Annotated in this window: 11 protein-coding genes and 1 tRNA gene; 8 read left to right on the forward strand and 4 right to left on the reverse strand. The window is 68.9% G+C overall.

The genetic code is table 11. From position 1 onward, the window contains the following. The first annotated feature begins 13 nt into the window (after nt 1-13). The 5 genes from OG568_RS13460 (at nt 14) to OG568_RS13480 (ending at nt 6671) form a co-directional block, all read left to right on the forward strand. A complete protein-coding gene (locus OG568_RS13460) occupies nt 14-2881 on the forward strand; it encodes a glycoside hydrolase family 2 TIM barrel-domain containing protein (RefSeq protein ID WP_329531685.1) in 2868 nt (955 codons plus the stop codon). Further along, nucleotides 2874-4046 (forward strand): MFS transporter, encoded by a 1173-nt coding sequence (locus OG568_RS13465; protein ID WP_329531686.1) that lies wholly within the window; start codon nt 2874-2876, stop codon nt 4044-4046. Before OG568_RS13460 ends, OG568_RS13465 begins: the two co-directional genes overlap by 8 nt. Beyond that, nucleotides 4043-5038 (forward strand): ABC transporter ATP-binding protein, encoded by a 996-nt coding sequence (locus OG568_RS13470; protein ID WP_329531687.1) that lies wholly within the window; start codon nt 4043-4045, stop codon nt 5036-5038. The genes OG568_RS13465 and OG568_RS13470 overlap by 4 nt, the downstream gene beginning before the upstream one ends. Before the next feature lie 71 nt (nt 5039-5109). Then, entirely contained in the window at nt 5110-5844 is a 735-nt protein-coding gene (locus OG568_RS13475) for an ABC-2 family transporter protein (protein ID WP_329536350.1), read from the forward strand. Between the two features lie 2 nt (nt 5845-5846). Then, nucleotides 5847-6671, forward strand: coding sequence for an ABC transporter permease (locus OG568_RS13480; protein WP_443077636.1), 825 nt, complete (start codon nt 5847-5849; stop codon nt 6669-6671). Here OG568_RS13480 and OG568_RS13485 read toward each other — a convergent pair. Beyond that, nucleotides 6650-7987: an MFS transporter gene (locus OG568_RS13485; RefSeq protein ID WP_443077865.1), complete on the reverse strand. Its 1338-nt coding sequence runs from the start codon at nt 7985-7987 to the stop codon at nt 6650-6652. The genes OG568_RS13480 and OG568_RS13485 overlap by 22 nt on opposite strands. A 471-nt stretch (nt 7988-8458) precedes the next feature. Here OG568_RS13485 and OG568_RS13490 point away from each other — a divergent pair, with 471 nt between their 5' ends. Then, complete coding sequence (locus OG568_RS13490) at nt 8459-8668, forward strand: hypothetical protein (RefSeq protein ID WP_266586975.1); 210 nt, start codon at nt 8459-8461, stop codon at nt 8666-8668. 744 nt (nt 8669-9412) lie between these two features. On the opposite strand, the gene OG568_RS13495 is transcribed toward OG568_RS13490, so the two are convergent. The 3 genes from OG568_RS13495 to OG568_RS13505 all read right to left on the reverse strand — a co-directional run bounded on the left by OG568_RS13495 (nt 9413) and on the right by OG568_RS13505 (nt 12521). Next, nucleotides 9413-10618 carry an acyltransferase family protein gene (locus OG568_RS13495; protein WP_329531688.1) on the reverse strand — a complete coding sequence of 402 codons (1206 nt, stop codon included), beginning with the start codon at nt 10616-10618 and terminating at the stop codon, nt 9413-9415. An 844-nt stretch (nt 10619-11462) separates the two neighbouring features. Continuing rightward, nucleotides 11463-12212 (reverse strand): hypothetical protein, encoded by a 750-nt coding sequence (locus OG568_RS13500; RefSeq protein WP_329531689.1) that lies wholly within the window; start codon nt 12210-12212, stop codon nt 11463-11465. A 235-nt stretch (nt 12213-12447) separates the two neighbouring features. Then, a tRNA-OTHER gene (locus OG568_RS13505) sits at nt 12448-12521 on the reverse strand. 240 nt (nt 12522-12761) lie between these two features. Between OG568_RS13505 and OG568_RS13510 the strand changes: the two genes are divergently transcribed. After that, nucleotides 12762-13493, forward strand: a complete 732-nt coding sequence (locus OG568_RS13510) for a ferritin-like domain-containing protein (RefSeq protein ID WP_329531690.1) — start codon at nt 12762-12764, stop codon at nt 13491-13493. Nucleotides 13494-13589: 96 nt separating this feature from the next. Continuing rightward, the gene (locus OG568_RS13515) at nt 13590-14099 is read left to right on the forward strand and encodes a DUF4760 domain-containing protein (RefSeq protein ID WP_266429414.1); all 510 of its coding nucleotides are present in this window, start codon (nt 13590-13592) and stop codon (nt 14097-14099) included. Nucleotides 14100-14219 lie beyond the last annotated feature (120 nt).

Consider the following 14219-nt stretch of genomic DNA (forward strand, 5'->3'; position numbering starts at 1 on the left):
ATCAAGGAGACCGATGTCTTTCCGCACCACTACCGCCACTGACTACGTCGAGGACGTCTCACCCGGCTCCGGGTCGCTGCCACCACGGACCTGGTACGCATCCTCGGACGCCAAGACCTTGTCACTGAACGGCAGTTGGCGCTTCCGTCTGTCCCCCACCGCCGACGCCGAGGACGACTCCTTCGCGGCGGAGGGGTACGACGCCGGGGACTGGACCGAGGTGTCCGTCCCCGGCCACTGGGTCCTCCAGGGACACGGCTCACCGATCTACACCAACCACCTCTACCCGTTCCCGGTCGACCCTCCGCACGTGCCGACCGGGAACCCGACCGGCGATCATCTGCACACCTTCGACCTGCCGTCCGACTGGCCCTCGGACGGCGGGGCGGTGCTGCGCTTCGACGGGGTCGAGTCCTGTGCCCGGGTCTGGCTGAACGGCACGGACATCGGGGAGTTCAAGGGGTCCCGGCTGCCGCACGAGTTCGCGGTCGGCCATCTGCTGAGGCCGGGCGGCAATGTGCTGGCGGTCCGGGTCCACCAGTGGTCGGCGGGCTCGTACCTGGAGGACCAGGACCAGTGGTGGCTGCCGGGCATCTTCCGTGACGTCACCCTGCTGTACCGCCCGGCGGGCGGCGTCCTCGACTTCTTCGCGCACGCCTCGTACGACCACGTCGAAGGCCTCGGGACCCTGCGTGTCGACTCCGACGTCGACGGCCGGGTCACCGTGCCCGCACTCGACATCGATGTCGCGACCGGCGAGTCGGTCACCGTCCCGGTGCGGCCGTGGACGGCCGAGACACCCCACCTGTACGACGGTGTGCTCACGACCGAGGGTGAGCGCGTCCCGCTGCGCGTCGGCTTCCGCACGGTCGCCCTGGAGGACGGCCTGATCAAGGTCAACGGCACGCCCCTCCTCTTCAAGGGTGTCAACCGGCACGAATGGCACCCGGAGCGGGGCCGCGCCCTCGATCTGGCGACCATGCGCGAGGACGTGCTGCTCATGAAGCGGCACAACATCAACGCGGTGCGCACCTCGCACTACCCGCCGCACCCCGCCTTCCTCGACCTGTGCGACGAGTACGGCCTGTGGGTCGTCGACGAGTGCGACCTCGAGACACACGGCTTCACCGAGCAGGCCTGGCGCGACAACCCCGTCGACGACGACCGCTGGACCCCGGCCCTGCTCGACCGCGCGGCCCGTATGGTCGAGCGCGACAAGAACCACCCGTCCGTCGTCATCTGGTCCCTCGGCAACGAGGCCGGCACCGGGCGGGGACTGACCGCGATGGCCGAGTGGATCCGCGGCCGGGACGGCTCACGCCTCATCCACTACGAGGGTGACATCGACTGCCGTGACACGGACGTCTACTCACGGATGTACGCCGACCACGCCGAGGTCGAGAAGATAGGCCGCGGCCTGGACGGCGGCACCCACAAGCGCCGCGGACTCCCGTTCATCCTCTGCGAGTACGGACACGCCATGGGCAACGGGCCCGGCGGGATCGCCGACTACCAGCACCTGTTCGAGTCGTACGACCGCATCCAGGGCGGCTTCATCTGGGAGTGGATCGACCACGGCATCAAGGACGAGCGGTACGGGTTCGCGTACGGCGGCGACTTCGGCGAGGAACTGCACGACGGGAACTTCGTCTGCGACGGGCTGCTCTTCCCGGACCGGACCCCGTCCCCCGGCCTGATCGAGTACAAGAAGGTGCTCGAGCCGGTCCGTATCGTCGGTGACGGCGCGGACGGGACCGTGCGGGTCACCAACGCGTACGACTTCGCCGATCTGTCCGCGCTGGCCTTCGAGTGGTCGTACCAGGTCGACGGGGAGACCGTCGCGTCGGGCGTCCTGTCGGTGCCGGAGCTCGCCCCGGGCGCGTCGGCGGACGTGAAGCTGCCGGACCCGCCGGCCGACGCACCGGGCGGGGAGACCCAGTGGACGGTACGGGCGACGCTCGCGGCCGACACCGCGTGGGGGCCGAAGGACCACCTGGTGGCCTGGGCGCAGTTCCCGCTCTCGCCACGGCCCTTCACCGCCGTGGCGCAGAGCGACGGTCCGGTCCTCGGCGAGCGGCAGATCACCCTGGGCCCGGCCGCCTTCGACGCGCGTACGGGTGCGCTGCGGTCGATCGGCGGGGTCGAAGTCGGGGGACTGCGTCTTGACGTGTGGCGTGCGCCGACCGACAACGACAACGGGGCGCCCTGGCAGCCGGATCTGCGCTACGGCCCGCTCTGGCGCGAGCTGGGCCTGCACCGGATGCAACACCGGTTGGAGTCGGTGGAGTTGGGCGAGGACGCACTGACCGTACGGACCCGGGTGGCGCCCGCCGCCCGCGAGGTGGCCCTGCGCACGGTCTACCGGTGGACGTCCGACGGAACGCGGCTGCGGCTGACCGTGTCCGTGGCACCCGAGGGCGACTGGACGCTGCCGCTGCCCCGGCTCGGGATCCGGCTGGGCCTCCCGGGCTCGGCGGACAGGGCGAGGTGGTTCGGCGGCGGTCCCGGCGAGGCCTACCCGGACACCAAGTCCGCTTCCATCGTGGGCCGTTGGGAATCGACGATCGACGCACTCCAGACACCGTACGTCCGTCCGCAGGAGAACGGCGCTCGGGCCGATGTCCGCTGGGTGGAGATCGGCGGGCTGCGCGTCGAGGGCGAGCCGGAGTTCTGGTTCACCGCGCGCCGCTGGACCACTGAGCAACTCGACGCGGCCGAGCACCTGAACGATCTGCGGGCCGGTGACACGGTCTGGGTCAATCTCGACCACGGGCAGCAGGGCATCGGCTCCCAGTCGTGCGGTCCGGGCGCGCTTCCGCAGTACCAACTGCGGCCCGCGCCCGCCGAATTCACGTTCCTCTTCTCGGAGATCCATGGCTGACACCCTCACGAGCACCGCGGCCGGTCGGCAGCTTTTCAGCCGACCGGCCGCGGTCGCGTCGTGTATCGGATTCGTCCTCATCGGCATGCTGCAAGCGCTCTACGGCCCGGCGGTCCCGGGCCTGCGCGCGGAGTACGGCCTCTCCCCCTCGGCGGCGGGCCTCGGTCTGAGCCTGCACTTCACCGGTGGTGTCGCGGGCGTCCTCGCCTTCAACACGATCCACTCCCGGATCTCCAACCGGGCACTGCTGACGACGAGTTACGCCTTGATGGCGGCGGGCGGCGCGGGCTTCGCACTCGCCCCCGACTGGCCGCTCGCGCTCGCCTCCGCCTTCCTCGGCGGCCTCGGCTTCGGCGGTATCGACTACGGCCTCAACCAGTTGTTCGCGATCGGCTTCGGCGGCCGCTCGACGGCCATGCTGAACGTCCTCAACGCTCACTTCGGCATCGGCGCGGTCCTCGGCCCGGCGCTGATCGCGTGGCTGGGCCCCGGCGACTACCCGTACGCCTTCGGGGCGTGCGCGGTGCTCGCGGGAGCACTCGTCCTGTGCACGGGAGGCGTCCGCAGCGAGGCGCCGCCCGTCTCCCCGGCCGAGCCACCCGCCGCCTCCGGTGGCCTGCTCTCCCGCGTCCTCGTCGGCTTCCTGCTCCTCTACATCCTGAACGTCGGCGTCGAGGCGGGCGTCGGCGGCTGGGAACCCACCCACCTGGAGACCGTCGGCCACAGCGCCACGGTCGCCGCCTCCGCCACCTCCGTCTACTGGCTGATGATGACCGCGGGCCGCTTCCTCGTCGTCCCCCTCACCCTGCGGTACGCGCCCGAGCGCATCCTCGCGGTCAGCGCGGCCGGAATGACCGTCTGCCTGCTGCTGGCGCTGATACCGGGGGCCGCCCCGGTGGCGTACGCCGGTGTGGGCCTGTTCATCGCGCCCGTCTTCCCGACCGGCCTGCCATGGCTCAACCGGGCCCTCCCCCAGGCGAAGAGGGCCGGGGCCTGGGTGATCGCGGCCTCGATGATCGGGGGCGTGGCGGCTCCCCCGCTGCTCGGCGTGGGCATCGAGGCGTCGGGGATCCACGCCGTCCCCTGGCTGCTGACCGCCCTGTCCGCGGCCTCGCTCGTGGCCACCGTGTGGCTGATCGCACTCACCCGGAAGGCGTCCCTATGAGCGGCAGCATCCACGTCCGGGGACTGTCCCGGACCTTTCACACCACCGTGCGCCGCCCCGGTCTGGCGGGCGCGCTCAAGTCCCTGGTCAAGCCCGAACGAGTCGCGAAGGAGGCCGTCTGCGACGTCACCTTCGAGGTGGCGCCCGGCGAACTGCTGGCGCTGCTCGGCCCGAACGGCGCCGGGAAGTCCACCACCATCAAGATGCTCACCGGCATCCTCACCCCGACCTCCGGCGAGGCGCGCGTCGCGGGCGTCGTCCCGTATCAGGAGCGCGAGCGCAACGCGCGCAACATCGGCGCGGTGTTCGGGCAGCGCACCCAGCTGTGGTGGGACCTGCCGGTGCGCGAGTCCTTCGCGATCCTGCGGGACATCTACGGGGTACCGGAGCGCGAACACCGCGTCCGGCTGGGCGAGTTCGACGAACTGCTCGCCCTCTCCACCTTCTGGGACACCCGCGTACGCCATCTCTCCCTCGGCCAGCGGGTGCGCTGCGACCTCGCCGCCGCGCTGCTGCACGACCCGCCCGTGGTGTTCCTCGACGAACCCACCATCGGCATGGACGTGGTGGTCAAGGAGCAGGTGCGCGGCTTCCTCAAGCACCAGGTGGAGGAGCGCGGCCGGACCGTGCTGCTCACCACGCACGACATGACGGAGGTCGAGCGGCTCGCCGAGCGGGTCGTCCTCATCAACCACGGCCGGCTCGTCCTCGACGGCACCCTGGACGAGATCAGGCGCAGATTCGGCTCGACCTGGCAGGTGCGGGCCACGCTCACCGATCCGCAGGCGGTGATCGCCCCGCCCCCGGGCATCACGGTGCTGCGCCGCGAGGGCCCCCAGGTGGTGTTCGGGCCGGACGGGCCGGGCGCCCCCACGGTCCACCAGGCGCTCAAGCAGGTCGTCGAACGGTACGAGGTGACCGACCTCGCGATCGACGAGGCGGACCTGGAGGACGTGATGCGCGCGGCGTACGTCCAGGCGGAGGCCGCGTGAGCGCGACCGTCCCCGGCGGCTGGCGGGCCGCCCGGGTCACCCCGCTCGGCGAGCTGCACACCCCGCCCCGGATGACCGCCGCGCTGCTGCGCCTCGTCGTGCAGGTCGTGCTGGTGGCATCGCTGTGGCGCGGCCTGTACGCGACGACCGGCACCACCGCGGGCCTCACCCGCGACCAGGCGGTCACATACGCCGTCCTCGCCGTACTGGCCACCCGGATCAGGGCGTTGGACCAGTACTCGGGCCGGGACACCGTCCAGCAGCACATGCACTTCGGCACCATCGTGTACTGGTACCTGCGCCCGCTGTCCCCGCAGCGCTACTACGCGTTGCGGGCGCTGGGCGAGCAACTCTACGGATTCGTCTGGGCGTTGACCGGATACGCGGTGTGTCTGGCCGTCGGGTTCGTCCAGCCGCCCGGGTCGGCGGCCGTGGCGGCGGTGTTCGGGCTGAGTGTGCTGCTCGGCCAGTGGGTCCTGTACTACGTGATGCTGGTCATCGACCAGCTGTGCTTCTGGACGCTCCGCAACGGCGCCGCGATCCTGATCCTGGTCTTCGCGCAGAACCTGCTGTCCGGGGTGTACGCGCCCCTGTGGTTCTTCCCCGACTGGTTCATCACGCTCAGCCGCTTCCTCCCTTTCCAGGCGACGCTGAGTGTGCCGCTGTCGCTGTACGTGGGCCGGATCCCGGTGTCGCAGGCGGGCCCCCAACTCGCCCTGCAGGCAGCGTGGGTCGTGGCGCTCGCCCTGTTCACCCGGCTGCTGTGGCGCCGGGCCGCCCGGCGCGTGATCTCGCAGGGAGGCTGACCATGACGGACAGGCTGACCACGTCGTTGAAGTCCCTGCGGATCGTGTGGCGGATCACGCGTCTCAACTTCCGCGCACAGCTGGAGTACCGCTCCGAGTTCCTGCTGATGATCGCGATCGGCGCGATCTGGCAGGTGTCGGTGATCGTGTTCGCGACGGTGCTGCTGACCCGGTTCACCGGGATGGGCGGCTGGGCGAGCGAGGACGTGCTGCTGATCGCCGCGACACGGATGCTGGCGCACGGTCTGTTCGTGCTCTTCCTCGGCCGGGTGCACGGACTGGGCCGGCACATCCAGGAGGGCGTGATCGACACGTACCTGGTCCGCCCGATGCCGGTCCACCGGCAACTCCAGCTCTCCGTCTTTCCCACGAACGCGATCGGCGATCTGACGGTGGCGACCGGTCTGATGGTGGGCGCGCTGACCCGCAGCCAGCTGGACTGGAACGCGGCCCGGATCTCGTACCTCGTCGTCTGCGTCCTGGGCGGCATGCTCCTGGAGGCGGCCCTGTTCACGGTGGTGGCCTGCGCCTCGCTGCGCTTCCCCGCCGCCGACTACTGGGGGCGCTGGCTGGAGGAACTGCTCGGCACGTTCGGCAGCTATCCGCTCAACGTGCTGCCGGGCGCGGTCGGCGGCTTCCTCACCTTCGGGCTGCCGCTGGCCTTCGTCGCCTACTTCCCGGCCGCCGTGCTGACCGGCCACGGCGGCGACTCGGGGGTGCCGTACTGGCTGGCGGCGGCGTCACCGCTGGTGGGGCTGCTCGCCTATCTGGGCGCGCGACTGCTGTGGCGCTGGAGCCTCGGCCACTACTCCGGGGTCAACGGCTGACGACCGGCGGCGCCGACTCCGTCCGTACGGGGTGGGCGCACCGGGGTGAGCAGGGCCAGCACGGCGACGAGCACACAGCAGGCGCCCGCGACCACACCCACCACCGCCGTACCGTGGCGCCCCGCGGCCCAGGTGAGGACGGCCGCGCCGGCCGGGGCCGCCGCGTAGTGCAGGGTCCAGAACGCCGAGGTGACCCGCCCGAGCAGATGCTCCGGCGTCACCTCCTGCCGCAGCGACATGGAGCACGTTCCCGCCACACTCCCGAAGCCCAGGAAGACCGCGGTCAGGGCCGCGACGGCCGGCACGCCGCGGGCCCAGCCCAGGCCCGCCAGCGCGCATCCGCACACCGCCACCGAACCGATCCAGGTCGGGCCGAAGCCCAGGCGTCTGCGTACCCGGGCCACCAGGAGGGCCCCGGCGATCGTGCCGAGCGCGCCGACCGCGAACACGGTGCCGACCACGGCGTCGTCGCGGCCGAGATCGTGCTTGAGGTGGTAGATCAGCAGGTCGTTCAGGCCGAGCGTCAGGAAGCTGAAGAAGGACAGCAGGACGGTCAGCACACGCAGCACCGGGTGCCGGACCAGGAAGGACACCCCGGCGAGCAGATCCGTCCACAGTCGCCGGACCGCTCCCTCTCGGGCCGCGGTTCCCGGTGCGGGGCGGGTGGTGCCCTTGAACCGTACGAAGCCGACGCAGACGGCCGACACCCCGAAGCTCACCGCGTCGACGCCGACGGCGGCGGCCGGGCCCAGCCACGCCGCCACCAGCCCCGCGCACACCGGGCCGACCACCCCTGCCGCCGCCGCGGTCGCGTTCAGCCTGCCGTTGGCCTCCGTGATCCGCTCCACGCCGACGAGGTTGCGGACGACAGTCACGTAGGCGACGGAGAACAGCATGCCGACGGCCTCGCACAGTGGCAGGACCGCATAGAGCAGCCAGATCCGTGGTCCGAAGACCCAGACCAGCGGAATGACCGCGTACAGGGCCATGCGGACCAGGTCGCAGGTCACGAGTAGTTTCCTGCGGTCCACCCGGTCGACGACGACCCCGGCGAAGACCCCGGTCACGACCGAGGCCGCCCCACCGACGGCCGTCAACAGACCCATCTGCGCGACGGATCCGGTCGCGTGCAGCACGAGCAGTGGCAGGGCGATCAGGGCGAAGGAGTCCCCGAGGACCGACAGGGTCTGCGCGACCCAGAAGACACCGAAGTCCCGGTCCCGCCGCAGCGGTTGCGGCAGCACTTCGTCAGCAGTGGCCTCCGCGGACCGCCCCGGAGGCCTGGGCTCTCTCCCTCGCCGCGCCCTGTACGTCACCGTGTCGGCCCCCGTCACCCGATCCAGTCGTCGACCAGGCTAACGGAGGAGTTGGACCTGATGGGGCCGGCGGTGGACAAGGTACTGAAGGGCGCACGGATGCGAACGTGACTGAATCTGCACAGCGAATGCGCAGCTGCGGCACGAGTGCGTTCCGTTGGTACGGAGTTGTCCTGGTCGGGCCTGCCGTGGCAATAGCTGTCGGCTTCCTGTGCGGGGCCACATGTAGAGAAGCTGCCCCCAATTCGTGTGCATGCGTACATGGATGAGGAGCTGACTGCTTCAACTGCCGTGCTGGGAGCAGCGACCGACTGGATGCCGGCCACCCTCCGTGATTTGATCCTTCGCGCCGACGGGATCGCGCCAAGACGTCCGGAAACGGATGGCGCGCGCCTGCGGTCGCGGCCCACCGGCTATCCCCAGCCGGGCCGCTTCCCCTTGTGGAACATCCATACGAAGGGCAGTTTCATCATGAACTCCGCTCCCCAGGTTCAGACCCTTGAAATCTCTGACGCCGAGCTCGACACCGTCTCCGGCGGCCTGAGCCCGCAGGTCGGCATCGCCGCCGGCCCCACGGCGATCAGCAGCTCGGACCTCGTGGGTCAGCTCGGCGCGGTCAAGGGCCAGGTCCTGGACACCGTCGGCCAGTACCACCAGGCCGGCGTCACCGTCTCCTTCTGATCGTCAGATCGAGGAACCTCCTCATCGCGGGATCGCTGACACCGGCAGCCTGACCGCCGATCGGCGTCCACAGCGACAAGTCCCCCTACCCGCGGGTCTCCGCCGGTAGGGGGCCGGTTGCTGTGGTTGCTGCACTTCGCTGCTGTACTACGGCTGGACTCCGTCGTCCCATGCGGGCAGTGGCCGTAGAGCCTGCGGAACACCCAGGCGCTTCACACACTGGTGCCCGGCGCCTGGGGCCATGAGCGGGCGCGGCTGTACATCGTGCTGACATCCGTCAGCATTTCGGCAGGTACCGCCGTCGCCGCCTACTGCTTGTGGATCCAGCGCGGCACACGCAAAGCCACGGAGCAGCGGGTTAGAGACATGTTCGCCGACGGTGGGCGAGCCGACGGCTCCTGAGGCAAAGCCGCCTTGTTCGTACCGCCCCCCGGACATCAACTCGGGAAGCTGCGGTCAATTGGGACTGATTCGGGCGCCGACCCGGGCAAAAGCCCGCGGTTCGGCCACGTCGGGCCTGGCGGCCTTCACCGTGGTTCCCCGCTGGTCCCGGCCCTATCTGGTGCGCTTGTGGTGCGTTGGACGATCACCACCTCGTAAGGGCGGCTGCACGAGGCAGCGAAGACACACAGGTCACCCCGGGTTCGGTGAGGGCCCAGCTCGGCGGCGCATCCTGGCACTCCAAGGAAGAGGTGCTCATCTGACCAGGAGTTCTTAGGGCCCTGCGTGCTCACCCGCGTCTCGTCAGTTGGCGACCGGCTCGCGCGGTTCGGTCTCTGGCCGGTGAGACGGCGGAACTGCCACCGTTCGCCCGCCGGGCGGGCCCTGACGCAGCCACCGCTGTGGCGTGTGCCGCCGCCACCACTTCTCCGCGGGCTCCTCCACCGCGGAGTACAACGCCCAGGCCAGCACGATGACGACCACGCCCATGCCGATCAGTGCGAACAGCGTGCCGTTGTTGTCGGGCATGCGGCCCCACTGGTAGATGGCCAGCCGGCTGATCGAGTGGTGCAGGAGGTAGAAGCAGTACGACCACAGGCCGAGCTGGACCATCAGTTTGGCGTTGAGTACGCCGCGCAGTCCGCGGACCTCGCGCTGGACGAAGGCGAGGATGATCAGTGCGGCCAGGACCGCGACCACCGGCCGCACCAGATAGTCGAGCTGCGCGGCGGCCCCCGCCGGCAACAGGGCCTGGCCCTGGTAGTAGCAGTAGACGTAGGCCGCCAACAGCACCACCGGCAGCGAGGGGTGCAGCGGCAGCCGCCAGCCGCGTTTGACCGCGAGCGCGAGCGTCATGCCGAGCAGGAACTCCGGCAGGTAGACCACAGGGTGGCGCATCACCCAGGCCGCGTGGCCGGGCGAGTAGTGGGTGGTGGCGAACCAGTCGACGGCCCACATTCCCACCAGTCCGCCTGCCGTGACCGACCCGAGCCAGCGGGTGCGCAGCCTGACCGCGATCCGGCCCAGCAGCGGGAAGAGGGCGTAGAAGAGCAGTTCGACGCTGAGCGTCCAGGTGACCTCGTTCCCGGGGAGGGTCGGGGTGACGTTCGGGGACCAGGTCTGCACCAGGAAGGCGGAGGAGATCAGGCTGGGCCAGCTGATCGCGAGGTGCGCCGCCGTGTAGTAGGCGTAGGTGCCCAGCAGCAGGGCGACCAGGTGGGCGGGCCATATCCGGCCTACGCGGCGCCAGTAGAAGGCGCCTGGGTGCTCGTTCGGTTTGAAGACCCAGGTCATCAGGAAGCCGGAAAGAACGAAGAAGAGGCTGACGCCGTTTCCGCCGAATTGCGCGTAGGGGAAGATCAACGGCGCCCGTCCCAGCCCGGTCTTGCCGCCGTTCCCGGTGAAGTGGGTGGTGAAGACCGCGAAGGCCGCGAAGAAGCGCAGGCTCGTGAGGGAGTCGAGGCGATTGGGGAGAGGTGTCACCACCGCCCGTATGCCTGGCAAAGACATGGGGTGTCGCCGTAGCCCTTCGGGGGTCCGCCAGTAACCGGCGCATTATATGACCACTGACGTAAGGCTAAGTAAGCAACAGGCTTCGGCAGACAGCGACGGGGTGTCGTGTCTTTCCCTGACCGGGTGGAGCCCAACTGCTTTCCAAGTCGGGGTGGCGGGATACGAACCCACGACCTCTTCGTCCCGAAGCAACTCGGGCGGGGGCGCTGCCTTGGGCTGGTGTGGTTCTCACCTGCGTTGACAGTCCGTAGACGTTCGCGGTCGTCCGCCGGTATTCGTCGGCGTTGTCACGCAGTTGGACACTCACTCCTGCGGTAGGTCAGTTGCGTGCTACGCGACTTGGCCAAGGGTGTCCATCGGGAGCTTGGTGCGCAGGTCGGCCCGCTCGAACGAAGTCGACATATTCGTCCTGGACCATGTTCTGGTTGACCCACCTCCCCCGTACTGCACCCATGGCCTCCTCGGCGACGGCCAGTGCGGTGGACGGGTCCTCGGCCGTGGCAACGCGTCGGCCGAACTCCTCCTCACCCTCCTGGACGTTGAGTGATGGAAACTCGACCAAGTCGAAGAACGTCTCATGGCCGACGTCCTCAACAGTCGAGCCCGACTTCTTGCGCTCGACCGGCTACTACAGCGGCGAAGAGCCTCTGCGTCCGGCGTACTTCGACGGCAGCAACTCCGATAGCGCGACATTCATCCACCGTGACCGCGTCTGCTACTTGCTCCTTACCAATGGCTCTCCGTGAGCAAGCCACGCGGTCGGGGCGGATTCCAGGGGCTTCGTTGTTCCCGGGACGACCCCGATCGGTTCGGCTTGTGGCGGTTGGTGGCCACAGTCTCATCAGCCCCATCGGGCGACGATGGCTTCCTCGACGCTGAAGACCGCATCACACTCGGCGCACTGCGCGTTACCGAAGACGTAGGTCAATTTGCGCGCGATGTCCGGATGATCGTCTGCGAGTGCGCGGGAGTAGAGCCTTTCGGCCAGCCCGTCCAAAGCTGCGGGGGCCTGAGGTCGCAGCGGCACCTGCCTCGCCGTCGTGGAAGGCTCCATGTACATGCTGTCCGTGGTCGAGAAGAAGCCATACTTGCCGAAGACTATGAAGTTCTCCGCGCTGCACGAGGGACAGGGCACCTCGTATTCCTCGTCGTTCAGCCCGTCGAGCTGCTCGCCCCAGATCTCGACGCCCTCGAAACTCAGCAGCGTGCCGAGCAGGTCGACGTAATTCGTGGGGTCGTCGGCGAGTCCCGGGTCCTGGAGGGCTTCCTCGGTGAGTTGCACCAGGTCGGACATCTGGGAGGCGTAGGTCACTTGGGGATCCTCATCGCCGTACGGCTGATCTGTGCTGGCCACAATGGAGCCGGCCAGGTACAGGGGCATCCGCCGGTCCGCCGCTGACCACTGACGCGCCATCTCGGTCAGAGGGGGCAAGGCCGCATAACTCGCCGAGTAGACGGTGCCCTGATGGCACAGCCGGGACCAGAGTTTGTCCCAGCCGGAGTCCTGCGCGTCCGGACCCACTGCGTCGAGCAGGCCGGGGACGTCTTCTGCCGTGCCGTAGGCGTGGTGGAGTCGAGACCAGTCCGTCATGCCGACGATCTAAGCAGCCGAGCGCGGCACAATGCCGCGGCGGGCGGTGAGGTCGCGTGAGCCGGCCGTCTCTGGAATCCGTCAGCGACCCACGGCGATGGGCCGAGATCCCGTCCACGCCTCGTCCACGGACCCTGGCATACGGCCGCTTCGGGCGGCATCCACCCGCGCATACGCGAAGACCACGGTCTCAGCGTTTCCGCTGCTGACGGGCTCTTTGGGCACCTCATACAGGGCGCCCCGGCAGGATTCGAACCTGCGCACACGACTCCGGAGGGCCCTTCGGACTCGTAGTCGTGCTCCGGGGCGGTTGCTGATCCACCTCTGACTACCCAGATCCATGATTGTCCGACGACGTTGATGTCAGCTGTTGATGTCGACCCGTACTGGAGAGGTGGCCGTTCACGCGGGGACCGGCGGGTCTCTCGCACGGTGCGTGCATGTGAATTCGTGAACTGTGGGTGCCTGGCAGCAGTGGAACGGTTTGGTGTCCGCCTGCGTCGTCCCTCTCCGGGGCGCGGTGGCTGTGTCCCGGAGAGGGGAGACCGGATGCATACGGGCGGCTTCGCCAAGTGGACAAGGCGGTTCGAGGACGAGCGCGAGCGCAGGCGCGTCCAGGGTGATCCGGACTGGGGGCAAAGCGCGACGCTGCATCCGGCGGTGTGGGCCGGCATCCAGCGCTTCCAGGTCGGCGAGGACGGTGACGGCGCCAACCTCGTCGGCAAAGCGGACCAGGCCGGCGACGCCGACTACGCGCAGGCAGTCCGGCTCTTCATCGCCGAGGAACAGAACCACGCCCGTCTACTTGCTCGGCTGCTGGCGGCGGGCGGCATACCGACACTGACCGGCCACTGGAGCGACGTGGTCTTCGTACGGCTGCGGCGTCTCATGGGCCTACGCATGGAACTGCTGGTGCTGATGATCGCGGAAGTGGTGGCACTGCGTTATTACCGGGCCCTGCGCGATGGCACCGACGACTCGCTCACTGCGGATGTTGCGGGACGGATCCTGTCCGACGAGCAGCGCCACGTCCCGTTCCACTGCGAGCGACTGCACGCCTCCCTGGCGGAGTTGCCCCGCGCGATACGCCGCCCGGTGATGGCCCTGTGGCGACTTCTTCTGCTCGCGGTCTCTCTCGTCGTCGCCGCCGACCACGGTCCGGCACTGCGCCAACTCGACATCGGGCGCCTGCGATTCGTGGTCGATGTCATGACCTCATCCCGCGCGGTGGTCTCCGCCGTGCTGGCGCCCCGCCCAGATGCATGGACGAGCACGGGCTGACAACAGACAGCTCCACCGCTTCGGTCGCTGCCCTTTATACGAACCCCGCCGTCACGGAGTCTTCTTGAGGACCTCCTACGCGGCTAGCCTCCAGACATGAGCCTGTCGCTCGCACTGAACCTGGTGGCTGTCCTGGTGGCAGCGATCGCTCTGGCTACTTCGGTCGCTGTTTCGCGGCGCCAACTACGGCTGGCACAGAACTCCAACGTCCTGCCCATCGTCCTCCAGCTCTTCAAGGAAACGAGAGAACCCGAGTTCTCACGAGCGATCGAGTACATATCCACACGCCTCGCCATCGAGCATGCGCCTGACCACGGGTACAGGAGTCTGCCGCCTGACGTGAAGCGCGACATCCGCCGAGTCAGTCTCTTCTATGACGACGTGGGCAAGCTCGTTGCTTTTGGGGTGGTGGAGGAACGCCTGGTCATCGGCTCCTACGGCTTGAATATCGTGAACATGTGGGACGTCTTGGCCCCGTACATCTACAAAGAGCGCATGCTCACGACCAGGGCGATGCTCTATTTCGAGGATCTTGCCGCACGAGCCAAAGCAAGGCCTATGGACTCGGTCCACGCTCAGCTGCGGCTGGGACAGTGCCCGCCGTAACACTCCGTCCCGCCCGCTCCACCCACACAGCCGCACCGCACGCCCCACGGCCCAGCCACGGCCCCAACACAGCAACAAGCCCCCTACCGGCGGAGAACCCGCAGGTAGGGGCTTGATCAG

The organism is Streptomyces sp. NBC_01450 (assembly GCF_036227505.1).
GTDB lineage: Bacteria > Actinomycetota > Actinomycetes > Streptomycetales > Streptomycetaceae > Streptomyces.